The following is a 19,184-nucleotide window of genomic DNA, read 5'->3' as shown; positions in this document are numbered from 1 at the left end:
TTTCCGGCGGTGTTGACTCTATCAGATCCTTTCGGGCCTGACTCCCAGTCAACCGGGTTTGTCCTCGCGGTCCTTGCGGGCCGTTCCGACGTCCCAAACTTTAGCGGAATCTCCCGGCGATTCATAATCGCGTCCCAGGAATTGAATTCGGGCACGCCGAATTCGACCCCGTTGGGAGATCGTGCTGGTGGTTGGGTGCCGCGTCAGCGGCGAGAGATGCCGTCGCAGAACCGTTACGGCCCCGCGACAACTCGAAGAACCTTACGGACCGGGCGGGGCGCTGTCAACCCCGGGCCCGGTGAACATCAGTCGAGGTCGTTGAGGCGGCCGCCCGCGTCGGGCTGGGCGTGCTCCACGCGGCGCAGCAGCCGCGTCAGGACCTCTCCCAGGACGCCCCGCTCGGCGGACGTCAGGTCCTGGAGGAGGTCCTCCTCGAAGACCGTGGCGAGGCGCATGGCCTCCAGCCACTTCTCGCGGCCCTCCGCGGTGAGCTCGACGATCACTCGTACGCGGTTGGACTCGTCGCGCTCCCTGGTGACGAGGCCCTCGCTCACCATGCGGTCGATCCGGTGGGTCATCGCGGCCGGCGTGAGGCCGAGGCGCTTGGCCAGCTCGCCGGGGCCCATCCGGTAGGGGGCGCCGGAGAGGACGAGGGCCTTGAGGACCTCCCACTCGGCGTTGCTGATGCCGAGGTTCGCGGTCTGGCGGCCGTAGGCCACGTTCATGCGGCGGTTGAGCCGGCCCAGTGCCGAGACGATCTTCTCGACCTGGGGGTCGAGGCCCTGGAACTCCCGCTGGTAGGCGGCGATCTGTTCTTCGAGTGTCGGCTCTGTGGGGCCGGGGGTGTCACCCATGGGCGCAGTATGGCACGGCCGTGGTTGGCGTCGAAGTCCTTCGATGTGTATTGTTTAGATCCTAACTTTAGCTTCGAAGTCTTCACTCCTAAGGTAGGTGAAAGTGACCATGGCGATGGGCGCCGCGATGCGCCGGATCCACGTGGGCAACGCGCTGAGCGCGTTCGGCCTCGGCTTTACCGTCCCCTTCCTGTACGTGTACGTGGCGCAGGTCCGGGATCTCGGTGCTGTGACGGCGGGACTCGTGCTCGCCGCCTTCGCCGTGGCCGCCCTTGTCGTACTGCCCTTCTCGGGCCGGGCCATCGACCGGCGCGGGCCGATGCCCGTACTCATCGCCGCGCTGCTCACGGCCGCCGTCGGCGCGCTGAGCCTCGGTCTGTCCGCCAGCGCCCCGTTCGTGCTGCTCTCGGCGGGCGCGCTCGGCGCGGGGCAGGCCGTCATGCAGCCCGCGCTCGCGACGATGATCGTGGAGTGCTCCACGCCGAGCACCCGCACGCGCGCGTTCGCCATGCAGTTCTTCCTGCAGAACCTGGGCCTCGGCATCGGCGGCCTGATCGGCGGCCAGATCGTGAAGCACGAGCGGCCGAGCGACTTCACGCTGCTCTTCGCCATCGAGACCGCCATCTTCCTGATGCTCATCGTGGTCATGGTGAGCGCCCGCATGCCGCGGTCCCCGCGGATCGCGGACGCGGCGCCGCAGGCCCGGGGCAGCATGAAGGACGTCTTCCGCAACCGCGTGATGCTGCAGCTGTGCGTGCTCGGCTTCGTGCTGTTCTTCGCCTGCTACGGCCAGTTCGAGTCGGGCCTGTCCGCGTACGGCGTGGAGGCCGCCGGGATATCCCCGTCGACGCTCGGCATCGCCCTCGCGGCCAACACCGGCGCGATCGTGGTCGCCCAGTTCGCCGTCCTGAAGTTCGTCGAGCGCCGCAAGCGCTCGCAGGTGATCGCGGCCGTGGGCGTCATCTGGGCCGTGGCCTGGATCGCCGCGGGGTACGCGGGGCTCGGGCACGGCAGCCAGGCCATGGCGACGGCCGCGTTCATCTCGACGTACGCGCTGTTCGGCATCGGCGAGACGATGCTCGCGCCGACCGTCGCGCCGCTGGTCGCCGACCTGGCTCCGGAGTCGATGGTCGGGCGGTACAACTCGGCCTTCGCGCTGGTCAAGCAGCTGGCCCTCGCGGTCGGCCCGGCCGTGGGCGGCCCGATGGGCGCCACGCTGCACGCTCCGTACGTCGTGACGTTCCTGCTCTTCTCGCTCGGCATCACGGTGCTGGCGCTGCGGCTCGGAAAACGCCTCACCCCGGCGCAGAACCACCCGTACCTCCAGAAGAGCCGGGTCGTCGCCCAGGGCGCGCCGGAAGAGGCCGTCACCGCGCACTCCTGACGCGCCCCTTGTTGTGCCTCTACGTAGAGCCGTCCTTCCGCGCGAAGGGCGGCTCTACGCCGTTCCTCGCACCTACGCGCGCGGGAGGGCGAACTCGCACCACACGGCCTTGCCGCCCCCGGGGGTGCGCCGCGAGCCCCAGCTCGACGCGATCGTGGCGACGATGGCGATGCCCCGGCCCGCCTCGTCCGCGGGCTCGGCGCGGCGGCGCCGCGGCAGGTGGTCGTCGCCGTCGGTGACCTCGATGATCAGTCGGCGGTCGGTGCGGCGGAGCCGCAGGCGCATCGGTGGGGTGCCGTGCTGCAGGGAGTTCGCGACGAGCTCGCTGGCGGCGAGGACGCCCAGGTCGTGCAGCTCGGGCGGGAAGCGCCAGCTGGCGAGGACGCCGGTGGCGAAGGCCCGCGCCCGTGGGGCGGCCTCCACGCCGCCGAGCAGCTCCAGGGCGGCGTTGCGGAACAGCTCCGCGTCCGGGCCGCTGCGGGACGGCTGCTGCAGGACGAGGACCGCCACGTCGTCGTCGTGGTCGGCCGTGACGCCCAGGGCGCGGATGAGGCGGTCGCACACCACCTGAGGAGTGCCGGTTGCTCCGGAGAGGGCCCGCTCCAGGGCGGCGACGCCCTCGTAGATGTCCTCGCTGCGCCGCTCGACCAGACCGTCCGTATAGAGGACGGCGGTGGAGCCAGGGCCGAGCGGGACGGAGCCCGAGGCGTGCAGCCAGCCGCCGGTGCCCAGCGGCGGGCCCGTGGGCTCGGCGGCGCGGTGGATCGTGCCGTTCTCGTCGCGCACCAGGATCGGCAGATGGCCCGCCGACGCGTACGTGAGGCTGCCCTCGTTCGGATCGTGGACCGCGTACACACAGGTGGCGATCTGGCTGGCGTCGATCTCTGACGCGAGGCCGTCGAGGAGCTGGAGGACCTCGTGCGGCGGCAGGTCGAGCCGGGCGTAGGCGCGGACGGCGGTGCGGAGCTGGCCCATGACGGCGGCCGCGCGGACGCCGCGCCCCATGACGTCACCGATGACGAGGGCGGTGCGGCCGCCGCCGAGCGTGATCACGTCGTACCAGTCGCCGCCGACCGCGGTCTCCGTGCCGCCGGGCTGGTACGTGGCCGCGATGCGCAGGTCGTCGGGCTGCTCCAACTCCTGGGGCAGCAAGGAGCGTTGCAGCGTCACCGCGGTCTCGCGCTGGGTGCGCTCGCTGGCGCGCAGGCGCTCGGCCGCCTCCGCGTGGTCGGTGACGTCCGCGGCGAACACGCAGACACCGCCGACGCCGTCGGCGTCAGAGGCCCCCGCAGTGCCGCCCCGGGGCAGCGAGACGGGCGTGCACGTGAACGTGTACGAGCGGCCGCCCGGGGCCTTGCGGGACTTGACGGTGCGCGGCTTGGAGCTGCGCAGGACCTGGTCGAGGAGCGGAAGCAGGCCGACCTCCCCGAGCTCGGGCAGCGCCTCGCGCGCGGGGGCGCCGACGGGGCGCGGGCCGAACGCCGTGGCGTACGCGTCGTTGACGTACGCCACCCGGTGCTCGGGGCCGTGCACGAGCGCGACGAGGGCCGGCATGCTGTCGAGGACCTCCCGGGCGGGCAGTCCGTCGACGCCGTCGCCGGCGCCTTCGACGCCCGCGGGTGCCTCCGTCGGCTGCTCGGCGCGGGCCGCGGGGACGGAGCCCTCGCCCCGCTGTGCCGGGGAGCCGCCGGTCTCGGTGCGTGCCGCTGCGCGGCGCTGTGTTCCGGGGAGCCGGGCGCTCCAGCGCGTGAAGTTCACTGCGGTAGGCCTCGTGGTGTCGCTTCTGGATCGGGCGGGGGTGTGCGGCCGGGGGTCCGGCCCGTGACTCAGCGGCGTACGGCGCCGCCTCCCGGGAAGACACAGCATCATGGCGTGGAGCGGACTGTTGCTCTCGCTGTTGTTCTCGAGTGCCCGCTCATGGTCACACGTCCAGTCTGGCCGACCGGACTGACATCCGTCAGACGCCGGTCCTGTTCGGGGAGTTCCCGCGGGAGCGGATCAGGACTCCTTCGGGCGCCTGCCCCCGGCCGCGAGTTCGAACTCCGCACGCGGATGCTCGAGCGACCCCAGGGACACGATTTCGCGTTTGAACAGGCCGGAGAGGATCCATTCGGCGAGCACGCGGGACTTGCGGTTGACGGTCGGCACCCTGCTGAGGTGGTAGACGCGGTGCATGAACCAGGCAGGGTAGCCCTTCAGCTTGCGTCCGTAGACGTGGGCGACGCCCTTGTGCAGGCCGAGGGACGCCACGGAGCCCACGTACTTGTGCCGGTACTCCTGGAGGGGCTGTTTCCGCAGGGACGCGGCGATGTTGTCGCCGAGGGTCTTGGCCTGGCGCACGGCGTGCTGGGCGTTGGGCGCGCACTCTTTTCCGGCCTCTTCGGAGGTGACGTCCGGGACCGCGGCCGCGTCTCCGGCTCCCCACGCGTGCGTGCTGCCGTCGACGCTCAGGTGGGCGGTGCACTTCAGGCGGCCGCGTTCGTTCAGCGGCAGGTCGGTGGCGGCGAGCAGGGGGTGCGGTTTGACGCCCGCGGTCCATACGACGGTGCGCGTGGGGAAGCGGGAGCCGTCGCTCAGGACGGCGACGCGGTCCTCGCACGAGTCGAGGCGGGTCTCCAGGCGTACGTCGATGTTGCGGCGGCGCAGCTCGCGGACCGTGTACTTGCCCATCTCCTCGCCGACCTCGGGCAGGATCCGGCCGGAGGCCTCGACGAGGATCCACTTCATGTCGTCGGCCTGGACGTTGTGGTAGTAGCGCGCGGCGTAGCGGGCCATGTCCTCCAGCTCGCCGAGCGCCTCCACACCGGCGTAGCCGCCTCCTACGAAGACGAAGGTGAGGGCGGCGTCGCGGACGGCGGGGTCGCGGGTCGACGAGGCGATGTCCATCTGCTCAATGACGTGGTTGCGCAGGCCGATGGCTTCCTCGACGGTCTTGAAGCCGATGCCGTGGTCGGCGAGTCCGGGCACCGGCAGGGTGCGGGAGACGGAGCCGGGGGCCAGGACGAGTTCGTCGTAGGCGAGCGTGAGGGCGCCGGTGCCCTCCTCGGCGGTGGCGAGGGTGGTGAAGGACGCGGTGCGCTTGGCGTGGTCGACCGAGCGGACCTCGCCGACGATCACCCGGCACTTGTCGAGGACGCGGCGCAGCGGCACGACGACGTGGCGCGGGGAGATCGAGCCGGCCGCCGCTTCGGGCAGGAACGGCTGGTACGTCATATACGGATCGGGCGAGATCACGACGATCTCCACCTCGCCGCGCCTCAGCTCCGGCTTGAGTTTCCGCTGGAGGCGCAGTGCGGTGTACATCCCGACGTAGCCACCGCCGACAACGAGAATGCGCACAGGTTCCGTCACCATCCCATGACGCACCCGCACTTCGCGTTTGTCCACAGGCTCAGCAATTTGTATGACAGGAAGTCCCGCACGGCACCGGAACCTCCACTTCCCCGACCGGGCGGAATGTGTGCAGGTCAGAGGGGGGTGACGGGATGGTCGTACCGGGTGCAATCGGGTCGGAACCGGTGCGTACTCCGATCGGGGGGCAGCCCGTGCGGAACCCGCCTCTTCTGAATTGACTCAGGCTCAACTATGTTCGTGTGACGTCGGGGTGTCGGGGGATGCGCTCGAGGGGTCTGGTTTGTCGGATTAGCCGGATTCGCGCAACGGGCTCGCTCCTCACACGCCGGTCTCAGATGGCGGGGAGTGTCTCCGGGGGGAGACGTCATTACCGGGGGAACACATATGCACATTCAGGACTCTCACTGGACTTCCGCGACCGCGTCGGCAGCAGCCGTCGCCGCCGCCGGAACCGGACGCGACACGGGGGACGGAGGGCGGACAACACCGCTGCGCGTGGATGCGCAGCGGAATCTCGAGCATGTCCTGCGCGCGGCGCGCGAGGTGTTCGGGGAGCTGGGGTACGGCGCGCCGATGGAGGACGTGGCCCGACGGGCCCGCGTCGGCGTCGGCACGGTCTACCGCCGCTTCCCGAGCAAGGACGTACTGGTGCGGCGCATAGCCGAGGAGGAGACCTCCCGGCTGACCGACCAGGCGCGCGCGGCGCTCGGGCAGGAGGACGAGCCGTGGTCGGCGCTCTCGCGCTTCCTGCGGACGTCCGTGGCGTCGGGCGCGGGGCGGCTGCTGCCGCCGCAGGTGCTGCGCGTGAGCGTGGACGAGGGCGCCGAGGGCGCCGAGGGCACCGACGGGGTCGGGGCCGTGGAGAACGGGGTGCGGGTGCCGCAGCAGCGGCAGGTGCCCGCACCGGAGCTGCGGCTCGTGGAGCAGCGGCCCGCACCGGCGGAGGAGAGCGACGACGCGGGTGCCGCGGCGCTGCTCGACGTCGTCGGGCGGCTCGTGGAGCGGGCGCGGGCGGCGGGCGAGCTGCGCGCCGACGTGACCGTGTCGGACGTCCTGCTCGTCATCGCCACGGCGGCTCCTTCGCTGCCGGACGCGGCGCAGCAGGCGGCGGCCTCGTCCCGTCTCCTCGACATCCTCCTCGAGGGACTCAGGTCCCGGCCCGCGTAAACACTCATTCGGGGCTCATTCAGGGCGAACGAGCCGCCAACGATCGCGGAATGCTCAACTCCCTTTTTCTTCGGGGGAGTTGAGCATTCCCCGAATGGGTGAACGGTAGTGCTCGGATCCGGTAACTCGCCCCAGATGGGTGGTTGCTTGTCGGCACTATTCGGCGGACCGCGGCCGTGTGGCACTCTTTCCCGGTGTCCGGGTCAGAGTGTGCGTGCGGAGGCTTTCCGCGATGAGTGTTGACGGGCGGGACGAGCCGAACTCCACCGATGGTGAGTCGGGCGGGCTGCCCTCCCGGCAGGTGCCGAGCCAGGGTGGGCCCGGTGGAAGCGGTGGCGGGGCCCCGGGTGCATCCGGTGGGTCCGGTGCCTCTGGTGCTTCTGGTGGGTCCGGTGCCACGGGTGCCTCTGGTGTGCCCGCGCAGTCGGGGCCGCCCGCGGGGGCGGGGCCCGACCCCAGTGTGCCGCCGCAGCGGGAAGGCGGCTCGTCGGCCGACAGCAGCCTGTCCAGCGCCCTGCTCGGCGAGCTGCCGCCGTCCGACGCCGACCTCATCGAGCGGATGCGGGCCGGCGACGACACCGCGTACGAGGAGCTGTACCGCAGGCACGCGGAGGCCGTCCGGCGCTACGCCCGCACCTGCTGCCGTGACGCGCACACCGCGGACGACCTGACGGCCGAGGTGTTCGCCCGGATGCTGGGCGCCGTGCGGTCCGGAGCCGGGCCCGAGCACGCGGTGCGCGCCTATCTGCTGACCACGGTGCGGCGCGTCGCCGCGGGCTGGACCAAGTCGGCCAGGCGCGAGCAACTGGTCGACGACTTCGCGGTGTTCGCCACGCAGGCCGCCCGCGGTGCCGACGTGACCGGCGATGACACGTTGGACCTGGGCGCCGACGTCCGCGCCATGCACGAGGCCGAGCAGTCGCTGGCCATGCAGGCCTTCCGCAGCCTGCCCGAGCGCTGGCAGGCCGTCCTGTGGCACACGGAGGTCGAGGACGAGTCGCCGAGCGACGTCGCCACGCTCTTCGGCCTCGACGCCAACGGCACGCGCGTGCTCGCCAGCCGGGCGCGTGAAGGCCTCAAGCAGGCGTACCTCCAGGCCCATGTCAGCGCCACGCTCACCGAGAGCGAGGAGTGCGCGCGCTACGCCGACCGGCTCGGCGCCTACGCCCGCGGCGGCCTGCGCACCCGCGCCGAGCGCGGCCTGCGCAAGCACCTGGAGGAGTGCGCCAAGTGCCGCCTCGCCGCGGGCCAGATCAAGGAAGTCGCCAGCGGCATCCCCGCCGTCGTACCGATCGCCGTCATCGGCTGGTTCGGTGCCGCCGGGTACGCCAAGGTGGCCGCCATCGTCGGCGGCGGTGTCGCGGGCGCCGGTGCGGCGGGGGCCGCGGGCGCGGCGGCGGGCGGCGGGTCGGCCGGGAGCGCCGGAGCCGGGGGCGCCGCAGCGTCCGAGGGTCTCGGCGCGCCGGCGAAGATCGGTATCGCGGCGGGCGTCGTCGTCGCGGCCGGGGTCGGTCTGGCCCTCGCGCTCGCCGGCGGCGACGACAAGGAGCCGCCGAAGGCCGCCCCGACCAGGCACGAAACCCCCTCCCTCGCGCCCGTCGAACCGCGCGTGCCGAAGCCGTCGAAGCCCGCGCCCGAGCCCAAGCCGCCCGCCCCGGCGCCACGGCCGCCCGCGGCCAAGCCGAAGCCGCCGCCGAAGCCCGCGCCCAAGCCGCCGGCTCCCAAGCCCAAGCCCAAGCCGCCGAAGCCGGCGCCCAAGCCGAAGCCGCCCGCGCCGCCGAAGCCGAAGCCGCCCGCCCCTCCGCGCCCCACGCCGCCGCGGCCCACGCCACCGCCACCGCCCGCGCCGAGGGACTTCCAGCTGAACGAGCTGGAGTACGGCCTCACCGGCGACGGCACCAAGCCCGAAATGCGCCTCGGCGAGAGCAGCTGGGTGTGGCAGCGCTGGGGCCTGTCCATCGGGGACGAGCGGCACACCCACGGGGTGACCGTCCACGGCAAGTCCTCCGTCACCATCGACCTCAACCGCAAGTGCTCCTCGTACGAGGCGCTCGTCGGCGTCGACGACATGACGCTCGGTCTTGGCAAGGTGCGGTTCTCCGTGTACGGGGACGGGGTGCGGTTGTGGCGTTCGCCGTTCGTGAAGGGGGGGCAGCGGGCCGTGCCCGTGCGGGTCGGGCTGACCGGGCGCAAGACGATTCGCCTCGTCGTCGAGCCGCATACGCCGTTTGACGGGGGGATGCTGGCGGACTGGGCCCGGTCGCGATTCCGCTGCGCGTAGCCGTCGGCGGTGCATGGGGTGGGCGAGGCGCCCCTCGTGGGGGTTGTTCGCCGTCGGCGGCTGCGGACTTCCCGTCGCTAGGGACGGGTGGAGGGTGTGAGTTCTGCCAGGACTTGGGGGGTTGTCAGGGTCGTGCCCTTGGTGTGTTCCTGGGTGTAGGTCCGGTCGCCGAGGGCTGCCGCGGCTTCGCGTTGGATGTGTTCGGCGGTGGTGCGGTCCGGCAGGGGGCGCTCGTGGCCGCCGCGCCACGCCGTGGCCGCGGCCAGCAGACGGGTGGCGCGGGCGTGGTCGCCGAGGCGGAGGTGGAGGAGGGCGGCGGCGTCCACCAGGGACGCCGTGACGGCCTCCGAACAGTGGGTGCGCAGCGCGAGCCGCAGCACGTCGGCGAGGATCGCGAGCCCCGCCTCCGGGCCGGACTCGACGGCGACGATCCGCGCCTCCACACCCCCGACGGCCGCGTCGAACTGCGGCGGCATCGTGCCGCGCCGCGCCTCGGCGCGGGCGGCGTCGCACTCGACCCGGGCCTGCACCGCGTCGCCGTCGCCGAGCGCGATCTCGGCACGCATCAGCCGGACGAACGCACGGGAGTCCGTCACGCCGTACCGCTCGGACTCGACGCTCGCCTCGTCCAAGCCCTTCACGGCAAGATCACGGTCGCCCTCGCGGTAGGCGATCTCGGCGAGCCGGGCGAGCAGGAACGGCGTCTCCGCGTACGCCCCCACCTCGTACGCGAGCCGCAGCGCCTCCTCGTACTGGGCCCGTGCCTCCCGGTGGCTGCAGCGCACCATCGCGGCCTCGCCCGACGCGCTGCACACCTGCGCGCGCAGCCAGCGGTCGCCCACGCGTCCGCTCAGCTCACGCAGCTCGGCCAGGTCGTCGTCGACACCGGCGAGGTTGCCGGGCTGGTCGATGGCCGTGTGCGCGCGGAACATCAGCGTGATCGCCACCTCCCAGTCGCCGCCGAAGCGGCGGCAGTTGGCGACCGCCTGGTCCAGGTACGGCAGCACGCGGACGCCCTCGTCGATGAAGTACAGCGTGAACGGCCATACGAGGCCCGGGAAGCGGCCGCTCGCGGGCACGGGCCGCGCGAAGGCGTCCCGCACCCGGGTGATGTAGTCCCGGTCGCGGCCGTCGCCGAGAACGTCCGACGGCCGGGCCTCCACCGTCAGGAACAGGTGCAGCATCCGCAGGGACATCCGTGGCCAGAACAGCGGGTCGTCCTCGTCCGCGAGCACGGCGTCCAGGCTCAGGGCCCCCGCGGCGAGCGGCGACCCCGCCGGGTCCGAGTCGGGACGGCTGTCGGGGGCCGGGTGCGGGGGCATGCCCGGGTCCGTGTCCGTGTCCAGGTCCGTGTCCGGTGGCAGGGGCAGGGGCAGGGCGAGGACTCGGGTGACCCAGTCCGAGCCCTCCTTGCGGAAGTTACGCAGCCACCAGAACCAGCCCATGCCGAGGGCGAGCGCGACGGCCCGCTCCTCGTCGCGGGCCTCCAGGGCGCGCTGCAGGGCCGCGCGGATGTTGTCGAGCTCGGTCTCCAGGCGGCGGATCCACGGCAGCTGCTCCCGGGAGCGCAGCAGCGGCTCGGCGCGCTCCACGAGCGCGCGCAGATACGCGCCGTGGCGGTGCTCGGCGTCCGCGCGCAGGCCGGGGACCTCGGCGGCGCGCTCGGACGCGTACTCGTGGATGGTCTCCAGCATGCGGTACCGCATGCCGCCGTCCTCGGGGCGGGAACAGGGCGTGGCGACGACGAGGGACTTGTCCACGAGGGCGCCGACGAGGTCGGCGGCCGGGCCGGTGCAGACGGCCTCGGCGGCCTCCAGGTCCCAGCCGCCCGCGAAGACGGACACCTCGCGCAGGACGGTGCGCTCGGCGTCGTCGAGCAGGTCCCAGGACCAGTCGACGACGGCCCGCAGGGTCTGCTGGCGGGGCAGGACCGTGCGCGCACCGCTGGTCAGCAGGCGGAAGCGGTCGTCCAGGCGGTCGGCGATCTGCCGGGGCGTGAGCAGCCGCAGGCGGGCGGCGGCCAGCTCGATGGCCAGCGGCAGGCCGTCGAGGCGGCGGCAGATCTCGTCGACGGCCGCGGCGTCCTGCTCCGCGTCGAAGCCGGGGCGCACGGCCGCGGCCCGCTCGGCGAACAGGCGGTGCGCCGGGTCGGGCGGCAGCGGCTCGACCGGGCGCACGGACTCGCCCGGCACGCCCAGCGGTTCGCGGCTGGTCGCGACGATGGTGAGACCCGGGCAGTGGGTGAGGAGGGTCTCGGCGAGGTCGGCGGCGGCGCCGATGACATGCTCGCAGTTGTCAAGGATCAGCAGCAGGCTGCGCGGGGCGCAGTACTCGACCAGGAGGGCGACCGGGTCCTCCTGTGGTGCCGTCAGCTCGCTGGTCATCAGCACGGTCTCGCGCAGGCCGAGGGCGCTGACGACGGCACCGGGCACCGCCTCCGGCCGGTCGAGCGGGGCGAGCTCGGCCAGCCACGCGCTCGGATGCCCGGCGGCGGCTTCCTCGGCGAGGCGGGTCTTGCCGGAGCCGCCCGGTCCGGTGAGTGTGACCAGGCGGGCTCGTCGCATGGTGGAACGAATGGCGGCGAGCTCGGGTTCCCGCCCGACGAAAGACGTCAGACGGGGCCGGAGGTTCCCCTTCCGCTCCCTGTGGGGGTGTCGGACGGCGTCCGGCCGGTCCGGTTCACGCGGGTGGGCGTCGGGCCCCGGCGAGGCGAGCAACTCCGCGTGCAGCGCGCGCAGTTCCGGGCCCGGGTCGGCGCCGAGCCCCTCGGCGAGGGTGCGGCGCGCCTCCTCGTACGCCGCGAGGGCGTCCGCGCCGCGGCCCGCGTCCCGCAACGCGCGGATGAGCAGGGCGTGCAGCGCCTCGTCGTACGGCTGGGCCGTCGTCAGCTCCTTCAACTCCGGTACGACGTCCGCGGCGTGCCCAAGGAGCAGCTCGGCCTCGACCCGCGCGCGGGCGGCCTCGTCGCGCCGCGCCTCGGGGCGGGTCGCCGCGCTTCGGTCCGGCAGGTCCGCGAGGGCCGGGCCGCGCCACAGGGCCAGGGCCTCGCGCAGGGTGCGGGCGGCCGACGCGGGGTCGCCGCGGTCGAGGGCGGCGGCGCCCTCGCGGGCCAGGCGTTCGAAGCGGTGCAGGTCCACGGTGTCGGGGTCGGTGGTGAGGCGGTAGCCGCCCGGGTCCGACGCGATGGCGTCCCGGCCGAGGGCGCGGCGGAGGCGGCCGACGAGGGCCTGGAGGGCTGCCGGGGCGTCTGCTGGCGGGGCGCCTGCCCAGATGTCGTCGATGAGGGTGTCCACGGGGACCGTGCGGTCGGCTTCCAGGGCCAGGGCCGCGAGGAGCGCGCGCAAGCGGGGGCCTCCCACCGGGAGTGGGGTCCCCTCGTCGTCGTACGCCTCCGTGGCGCCCAGAATTCGATACCGCACGGCCTCATTCTGGCTCGTCACCACCCCACCCGCCGGACCGTTTTCTCCCCGGCCCGCCCCTGCCCGCACGTCCCGCCACTACCGCGGCGGCATCTCCCGCCCGCCCACCCATGGGTGACTGTCCATGGGCGGGCGGGTGAGAGGGGGCGGGCGGGGGTGGGATGAGCGTGATGAGGCGGTGGGATGGATGGCAAGAACGGTGGTGGGCGGGGCGCCGGAGGTGGGCTGGGTGGTGGCGGGGAGATGGGAATTGGGGGGGTCGGGGATGAGGGGGGCCGCCGATGACGACCGGTCCCCGCGGGGGCGTTCCCCGGCGGACGGGAAGGGGGTTCGCGGCGGGAGCGGCGGCGCCCGCAGCCGCCGACAGCGGACCACCCCACCGTGTGGGAGGCAGAAACGGACGGGCGGGCGGGTGGGTGGGAAGGCATCCGCCGCGACGACGGCGAGAACCCGCAGCCGCCGATGGCGGGTCAGTCCCGCTGGGATCGTCCACCCTGCGGCATGGCAGAAACGAACAGGCGGGCAGGAACGGCACCCGCCGCAACAGCGGCGAAAACCCGCAGCCGCGGACGCCGAGCAGCTCCGACTAGAGGCGCCCACCCCACGCAGAGCCAGAAACAGGCAGGCAGGCGGCAAAGACACCGCAGTAGCGACGGAGAGCCGCAGCCGCCGATACCGAGCAGCCCCCACCAGAGGCACCCACCCCACGCAGAACCAGAAACAGGCAGGCAGGCGGCAAAGACACCGCGGCAGCGACGGAGAGCCGCAGCCGCCGATACCGAGCAGCCCCCACCAGAGGCACCCACCCCACGCAGGGGTGGAAACGGGCGGGCGGGTGGGAAAGGCACCGCAGTAGCGACGGGCGCCGTCGGCGAACAGGCCCCCACCGGGAGCGCCCACCCCGCACGGGGGCAGAAACGGGCGGGTGGGAGAGGAACCCTCGGAACGGCTAGCGCGGGAGCGACTGCGTGGCTCTCCCCTCCCCCAACACCCCCCGCTGCGGCACCACCGACCCCGTAGGCACGGCCCGCTGCCGAGCCGGCGTCCCCGTCCAGCACGTTCCGCGCCGCGCCAGCAGCCGCCGTAGCCACAGCTCCACGGAGACGAGGTCGGCGAGCCCGTCGAGGGGAACCTGCGCACCGTCGGCCGCCGCGCGCAGCGCCTTGCGGACGACGCGCGCCTCGACGAGGCCCGCCTGGGCGAGCAGGGGCGTGTCGAAGAGCCCGACGAGGCCGTCCACCGCCACGCGGAGCCCGGTGCGCGCGGCGGCCGCGGACGAGGCGTGGGAGGGGGCGCCCCAGCCGGGCGGGAGTTCGGTGACGCCGGCGCCTTCGAGGACGGTGCGGAGGATGTCCGCGCGGGCCCCGGGACGTACCCGCAGGGCCTCGGGCAGGGCCCGGCACGCGCGGACGACCTGGTTGTCGAGGAACGGCGCGTGCAGGCGCTGGAAGCGGACCTCGGCGGCCTGCTCCAGGACGCGCAGGTCCGCGGCGTGCCGGAAGAGTGCCGCACGGGCGCGGAACTCGCCGGGCCGCTGCCCGGGTCCGGGCCCCGGCCGGGTCGTCGTCTCCTGAAGGCGAACCGATACTTCTGCGAGGGCCTCACCGGTCAGCCAGCGCGCGGCAGGCCCCGGTCTGGCCCAGGCGAGCGCGGCCAGGGAGGCCCCGACCGCGCCGCCGGGCTCTTCGAAGTGGCGGTGCAGGAGCCGGTCGGCGAGCGTCTCGACGCCCGCGCGGTGGGCGGTGCGGGCGAGGCGCCGGGCGGCGCCGTACACGCGCGCGGGGACCATGACGGACCCCTCGGCCTTCGCGAGTGCGGTCACCGGCCGCACCAGGTGACGCCGTTTGCGATCCATCAGGAGGTCGGCGAGGCGCGCCGGATGGGCGTCGAGCACCTGCCGTGCGCCGTAGCCGGTGAAGTGGTCGGCGCTGCCCGCGGCGAGCCGGGCCCGGTGGCGCTGGGCGGCGACGAGCACACCGCTCGGCTCGTCGGTGAGGGGCACGTCCAGATCGGCGTACGGCAGGACTTCCTCGCCTCCGGCGACGACGACGTGGTGCAGGCGCGGGTTGGCGGCGATAGCGCCCGCGCGCTCGATCTCGGCCTCCCTGCCTCCGGTGGCGAGGTCGTTGAAGGTGACGGCGACCAGGCGCTCACCGGCGCCGGTGCCGTGGCCGAGGACCGTGCCGGGCATGCCGGGCAGGCCGGCCGCGAGGAGGGCGAGCGTGCCGGACGCGGGCCCTCCGGAGAGGTCGGCGCCGATCCCGGGGACCGGCATGCCGCGGGCGGCGCGCCGCTCGGCGGGCCCCATGCCGGGGACGGGGCCGGGGTCGATGTCCGTGCCGGGCACGTGCCGCGGGGCCCGCAGGCGGGCGCGTACGGCCTCTACGAGGGCGTCGCGGACGCCGTCCACCGCGCCGGCCTCGTCGGCCGCGGGCGCCGCGACGGCGAGGGAGGCGACGGGTTCGTACCCGGCGATCTCCCGTGCTCCCGCGCGGAGGACGAGCGCGTGCCCCGGGGGCACGCGACGCACACCCTGGTAGGGCGTCGAGTCGTGCAGGGCCTCCGGTACGTCGGGGGCGGCGAGGAGCGCCGCGAGGTGGCCGATGTCCAGGTGGGCCTCGATGAGGTCGGCGAGCGGCAGGGCGGCCGTGGCGAACGCCGTGCCGCCCGCCCAGGGGGTGTAGAACACGGGCCGGGCGCCCGCGAGATCACCGGCGATCATGACGCGGCGGCCGACCTGGACGACCGCCGTGTAGCTGCCGGGCCACGCCGTGAGGTGCCGCAGCGCGCCGCCGCGGGCGGCGAACAGGCTGACTCTGAGCTCCTCGTCGGTGGCGCCGCAGGTGCCGAGCACGGCGATGCGGGTCTGCTCGTCGGCCTTGACGGTGCGCACCTCGTCGGCGCGCCAGTCGCCGACCGCCCACAGTGGATCCGGGTCGCCCCACAGGAGTTGGGACCCTACGGGGTGGACCGTTTCACCGTCGTCACCGGTGGCCCCGGCCGTGCCGACGGCGGCTGAGGGCCTCGTGGTGGTACTGCTCCACCCCACCAACCACCGCATCGCCGCCTCCACAGGCTGTGGACAACCAGTGCACCCCGTATCCGAGGGCCAGTGCACCCATATAACCGAGGGACTGGGGACCCATGCTGCCACGAAGGAGGCGTGCGGGAGGGGTGTCGAGGGCGCCCGCGCCGTCGAATGCGCCGTTGAGTGCCGACAGTTGGCGCCTGGCCATCTCCAGGGGACGCCGCCGCCATGGAGCAGCCATGCGGCAGCCATCGACAGGCCGTTGACGGAGAAACCATGGGCGGCGCCCTACCAGGTCCGCGCGAACGGCGCCGCTTCAGGGGTGCGCAAGGGGCGTACAGCGGCATCGATTTTCGGCCAAAATGGCCATGGCCGAACACGCCCCACCGCGCCGCGACACCCACGCACAGCCCGGGAGGCGGCAGTTCGCCTCCCGGACCGGTCCGCCGCCCGCGGGGATGGAGGCGGCGGTGTCCCCCAGCCCGCTGACTCCAGCGCAGCGGGCCGACCCACGCATCACCCATGGAAACGCCCGTCAGTTGGCCGGAGAAGAGCGCACGCACGGGCGCACGGCCACACAACGGGAGCACGCTCCGAGCTCGCCGCACCTCCGTACGGACAACAATCTCGCCATCCGGAACTGTGCCTCTTAACGCTTGGGATTCACCGAACTACGCTGGGTGTGCTGATGTTTTCGCGGAGGCATATACCTGGGGGCTCGGCCACGCGCTCTTGCGGCCGGTGATCCGGGCCACGGCGCGACCCGCCCACGGCCCGAGACCCCACGACAACGCCCCCGGGGGGAACACGGCAGGAATGCCGTGCGGTCGAAACCACTGCCCGGCAGCCGTCTGTGTCGAGGGGTGGGCGTATGTCCAGGGAGCAACGCGGGCCGAACGAAAAGCTCGGCACCGTTCTCGCCCTCGCGGGAATCAGCAACGCGGGCCTGGCCCGCCGGGTCAACGACCTCGGTGCGCAACGCGGGTTGACCCTACGCTACGACAAGACGTCGGTGGCCCGATGGGTGTCCAAGGGCATGGTGCCGCAGGGCGCCGCCCCGCACCTCATCGCCGCCGCCATCGGGCAGAAGCTCGGCCGCCCCGTGCCGCTGCACGAGATCGGCCTCGCCGACGCGGACCCGGCGCCCGAAGTGGGCCTCGCCTTCCCGCGCGACGTGGGCGCGGCCGTGAAGTCGGCCACCGAGCTGTACCGCCTCGACCTGGCGGGCCGCCGCGCGGGCGGCGGCGGCATCTGGCAGTCCCTCGCGGGCTCCTTCGCCGTCAGCGCGTACGCGACGCCCGCGTCCCGCTGGCTCATAACCCCGGCCGACAGCTCCGTCGCGCGCGACGCCACCCACTCCGGGCCGCGGGACGTGGCCAAGGCGGACGACGGCGCCGCCCCGATGAAGGTCGGCCACAGCGACGTACTGAAACTGCGGGAGGCCGCCGAGGACGCGCGGCGCTGGGACTCCAAGTACGGCGGCGGCGACTGGCGTTCGTCGATGGTCCCCGAGTGCCTGCGGGTCGAGGCCGCGCCGCTGCTCCTCGGCTCGTACTCCGACGAGGTGGGCCGCGCGCTCTTCGGAGCGACCGCCGAACTGACCCGGCTCGCCGGCTGGATGGCCTTCGACACGGGACAGCAGGAGGCCGCGCAGCGGTACTACATCCAGGCCCTGCGGCTCGCCCGCGCGGCAGCCGACGTGCCCCTGGGGGGATACGTCCTGGCTTCCATGTCCCTCCAGGCGACGTACCGCGGCTTCGGGGACGAGGGCGTCGACCTCGCGCAGGCAGCCCTGGAGCGCAACCGCGGCCTCGCCACCGCGCGCACCATGAGCTTCTTCCGGCTCGTCGAGGCCCGCGCACACGCGCGTGCCAACGACGCCCCGGCCGCGGGCGCGGCGCTGCGGGCCGCCGAAGGCTGGCTCGAGCGGGCCCGCGACGGGGACCACGACCCCTCCTGGCTCGGCTTCTACGGCTACGACCGGTTCGCCGCCGACGCCGCCGAGTGCTACCGCGACCTGAAGGCGCCCCGCCAGGTCCGCCGCTTCACCGAGCAGGCCCTCTCCCGGCCCACCGAGGAGTTCGTCCGCTCCCACGGCTTACGCCTCGTCGTCTCCGCCGTCGCCGAGCTGGAGTCCGGCAACCTGGACGCGGCCTGCGCCCAGGGCACACGAGCCGTCGAGGTCGCCGGACGCATCTCCTCCGCGCGCACCACGGAGTACGTGAAGGACCTGCTGCACCGCCTGGAGCCGTACGGCGACGAGCCACGGGTCGTGGAGCTGCGGGAGCGGGCCCGGCCGCTGCTCGTCGCGCCCGCCTAGGCCGGGCCGGCGTTCGCCTGTGGTTCGTCGGCGGTTCTTCCGCGCCCATCCACAGGTTTGGCGGCGTTGTCAGTGGTGCAGGGCAGTATCGGGGGTGGGAGGTGAAGGGTGATGGCTGTGTCGTACGACTGTGACGTGCTCGTCGTCGGGGGCGGGATCGTCGGGTTGTCGGCCGCGTATGCCCTCACCCGGGCCGCTCCCGGGACCCGGGTCACCGTCCTGGAGAAGGAGCCGGGCCCCGCCCGCCACCAGACCGGCAGGAACAGCGGCGTGATCCACAGCGGGATCTACTACCGCCCCGGCTCCCTGAAGGCGCGCTTCGCCGTGCGCGGCGCCGCCGAGATGGTCAAGTTCTGCGCGGAGTACGGCATCGCGCACGAGGTCACCGGCAAGCTCATCGTCGCCACCGAGCGCGCCGAGCTGCCCCGCCTGCACGCCCTCGTCCAGCGCGGCCGGGAGAACGGCATCCCGGTGCGCGAGCTCGGCCCCGCCCAGATCGCCGCGTACGAGCCGGACGTGCGCGGCCTCGCCGCCATCCACGTCGGCACCACCGGCATCTGCGACTACGGCGCGGTCGCCGAGCAGCTCGCCCGCACCTCCGGAGTCGAGGTGCGGTACGACGCGGAGGTGGTCCGCGTCGACCGGCGCCCCGACCGCGGCGTCGCCGTCCGCACGGCCCGCGGGGACGTCGTCCGCGGCAAGGTCCTGGTGAACTGCGCCGGGCTCTACTGCGACGAGCTCGCCCGCCTCACCGGCGACGACCCCGCCATGCGGATCGTGCCCTTCCGCGGGGAGTACTTCACCCTCGCGCGGCCCGAGCTCGTCCGCGGCCTCGTCTATCCGGTGCCGGACCCGGCCTTCCCCTTCCTCGGCGTCCACCTCACGCGCGGCGTCGACGGCGGCGTCCACGTCGGGCCGAACGCGGTGCCCGCGCTCGCCCGCGAGGGGTACGGCTGGTCGGTGGTGCGGCCCCGGGAGCTCGCCCGCACGCTTGCCTGGCCGGGGGCCTGGCACATAGCCCGGCAGCACTGGCGGTACGGGGCCGGGGAGCTGCGGCGGTCGCTGTCCAAGGAGGCGTTCACGGAGGCCGTGCGGAGGCTGCTGCCCGGGGTGCGGGCCGAGGATCTGGTGCCTGCGGAGGCGGGGGTGCGGGCCCAGGCCGTCCTGCGGGACGGCACGCTCGTCGATGACTTCCTCATCCGGGAGGGGGCGCGGGCCGTGCACGTGCTGAACGCGCCTTCGCCCGCGGCGACGGCCTCCCTGCCGATCGGGCGGGAGGTGGCGCGGCGGGTGCTGCGGGTGCTGTAGCCGTTCCTCGCGGTGCGCCCCAGACCCGCCCCTTCCCGGCTGTGTCGATTTGCGGCTCCGCCGCGGGGG

10 protein-coding genes are annotated in these 19,184 nt (G+C 73.7%); 5 read left to right on the top strand and 5 right to left on the bottom strand.

The window, feature by feature from the left end:
• Positions 1 to 305 precede the first annotated feature (305 nt).
• Entirely contained in the window at positions 306 to 854 is a 549-nt protein-coding gene (locus ACFWZ5_RS37605) for a MarR family winged helix-turn-helix transcriptional regulator (protein ID WP_384802415.1), read from the bottom strand.
• A 115-nt stretch (positions 855 to 969) separates the two neighbouring features.
• Here ACFWZ5_RS37605 and ACFWZ5_RS37600 point away from each other — a divergent pair, with 115 nt between their 5' ends.
• Entirely contained in the window at positions 970 to 2,238 is a 1,269-nt protein-coding gene (locus tag ACFWZ5_RS37600; RefSeq protein ID WP_384802418.1) for an MFS transporter, read from the top strand.
• 72 nt (positions 2,239 to 2,310) lie between these two features.
• Here ACFWZ5_RS37600 and ACFWZ5_RS37595 read toward each other — a convergent pair whose 3' ends face one another.
• Both ACFWZ5_RS37595 and ACFWZ5_RS37590 read right to left on the bottom strand, forming a co-directional pair.
• Complete coding sequence (locus ACFWZ5_RS37595) at positions 2,311 to 3,996, bottom strand: SpoIIE family protein phosphatase (protein WP_384802412.1); 1,686 nt, start codon at positions 3,994 to 3,996, stop codon at positions 2,311 to 2,313.
• A 240-nt stretch (positions 3,997 to 4,236) separates the two neighbouring features.
• The gene (locus ACFWZ5_RS37590) at positions 4,237 to 5,592 is read right to left on the bottom strand and encodes an NAD(P)/FAD-dependent oxidoreductase (RefSeq protein ID WP_384802409.1); all 1,356 of its coding nucleotides are present in this window, start codon (positions 5,590 to 5,592) and stop codon (positions 4,237 to 4,239) included.
• A 384-nt stretch (positions 5,593 to 5,976) separates the two neighbouring features.
• Between ACFWZ5_RS37590 and ACFWZ5_RS37585 the strand changes: the two genes are divergently transcribed.
• Both ACFWZ5_RS37585 and ACFWZ5_RS37580 read left to right on the top strand, forming a co-directional pair.
• Positions 5,977 to 6,759 carry a TetR/AcrR family transcriptional regulator gene (locus ACFWZ5_RS37585; RefSeq protein WP_384802406.1) on the top strand — a complete coding sequence of 261 codons (783 nt, stop codon included), beginning with the start codon at positions 5,977 to 5,979 and terminating at the stop codon, positions 6,757 to 6,759.
• Between the two features lie 232 nt (positions 6,760 to 6,991).
• Positions 6,992 to 9,040 carry a sigma-70 family RNA polymerase sigma factor gene (locus ACFWZ5_RS37580; RefSeq protein WP_384802403.1) on the top strand — a complete coding sequence of 683 codons (2,049 nt, stop codon included), beginning with the start codon at positions 6,992 to 6,994 and terminating at the stop codon, positions 9,038 to 9,040.
• A 77-nt stretch (positions 9,041 to 9,117) separates the two neighbouring features.
• Here the strand turns inward: ACFWZ5_RS37580 and ACFWZ5_RS37575 are convergent, their stop codons facing one another.
• On the bottom strand, positions 9,118 to 12,459 hold the full coding sequence (locus tag ACFWZ5_RS37575; RefSeq protein ID WP_384802400.1) for an ATP-binding protein: 3,342 nt from the start codon (positions 12,457 to 12,459) through the stop codon (positions 9,118 to 9,120).
• A 949-nt stretch (positions 12,460 to 13,408) separates the two neighbouring features.
• Complete coding sequence (locus ACFWZ5_RS37570; protein ID WP_384891949.1) at positions 13,409 to 15,520, bottom strand: asparagine synthase-related protein; 2,112 nt, start codon at positions 15,518 to 15,520, stop codon at positions 13,409 to 13,411.
• Positions 15,521 to 16,358: 838 nt separating this feature from the next.
• Between ACFWZ5_RS37570 and ACFWZ5_RS37565 the strand changes: the two genes are divergently transcribed.
• Together ACFWZ5_RS37565 and lhgO are read left to right on the top strand one after the other, a co-directional pair.
• Positions 16,359 to 17,807: an MFS transporter gene (locus tag ACFWZ5_RS37565; RefSeq protein WP_384805931.1), complete on the top strand. Its 1,449-nt coding sequence runs from the start codon at positions 16,359 to 16,361 to the stop codon at positions 17,805 to 17,807.
• A 111-nt stretch (positions 17,808 to 17,918) separates the two neighbouring features.
• Positions 17,919 to 19,115 (top strand): L-2-hydroxyglutarate oxidase, encoded by a 1,197-nt coding sequence (lhgO, locus tag ACFWZ5_RS37560; protein ID WP_384805933.1) that lies wholly within the window; start codon positions 17,919 to 17,921, stop codon positions 19,113 to 19,115.
• Positions 19,116 to 19,184 lie beyond the last annotated feature (69 nt).

The sequence above is a fragment of the Streptomyces sp. NPDC059003 genome, assembly GCF_042740445.1.
Taxonomy (GTDB): Bacteria; Actinomycetota; Actinomycetes; order Streptomycetales; family Streptomycetaceae; genus Streptomyces.
The sequence above is the reverse complement of the archived record's forward strand: the minus strand, read 5'-3'. Positions and strand labels throughout refer to the sequence as shown.

Bases quoted from the DNA above. Each gene is read 5' to 3' on its own strand.
- ACFWZ5_RS37600 (WP_384802418.1), top strand. From the start codon at position 970: ATGGGCGCCGCGATGCGCCGGATCCACGTGGGCAACGCGCTGAGCGCG.
- ACFWZ5_RS37605 (WP_384802415.1), bottom strand. From the start codon at position 854: ATGGGTGACACCCCCGGCCCCACAGAGCCGACACTCGAAGAACAGATC.
- lhgO (WP_384805933.1), top strand. From the start codon at position 17,919: ATGGCTGTGTCGTACGACTGTGACGTGCTCGTCGTCGGGGGCGGGATC.
- ACFWZ5_RS37590 (WP_384802409.1), bottom strand. From the start codon at position 5,592: ATGGTGACGGAACCTGTGCGCATTCTCGTTGTCGGCGGTGGCTACGTC.
- ACFWZ5_RS37585 (WP_384802406.1), top strand. From the start codon at position 5,977: ATGCACATTCAGGACTCTCACTGGACTTCCGCGACCGCGTCGGCAGCA.
- ACFWZ5_RS37565 (WP_384805931.1), top strand. From the start codon at position 16,359: ATGTCCAGGGAGCAACGCGGGCCGAACGAAAAGCTCGGCACCGTTCTC.
- ACFWZ5_RS37570 (WP_384891949.1), bottom strand. From the start codon at position 15,520: ATGCGGTGGTTGGTGGGGTGGAGCAGTACCACCACGAGGCCCTCAGCC.
- ACFWZ5_RS37580 (WP_384802403.1), top strand. From the start codon at position 6,992: ATGAGTGTTGACGGGCGGGACGAGCCGAACTCCACCGATGGTGAGTCG.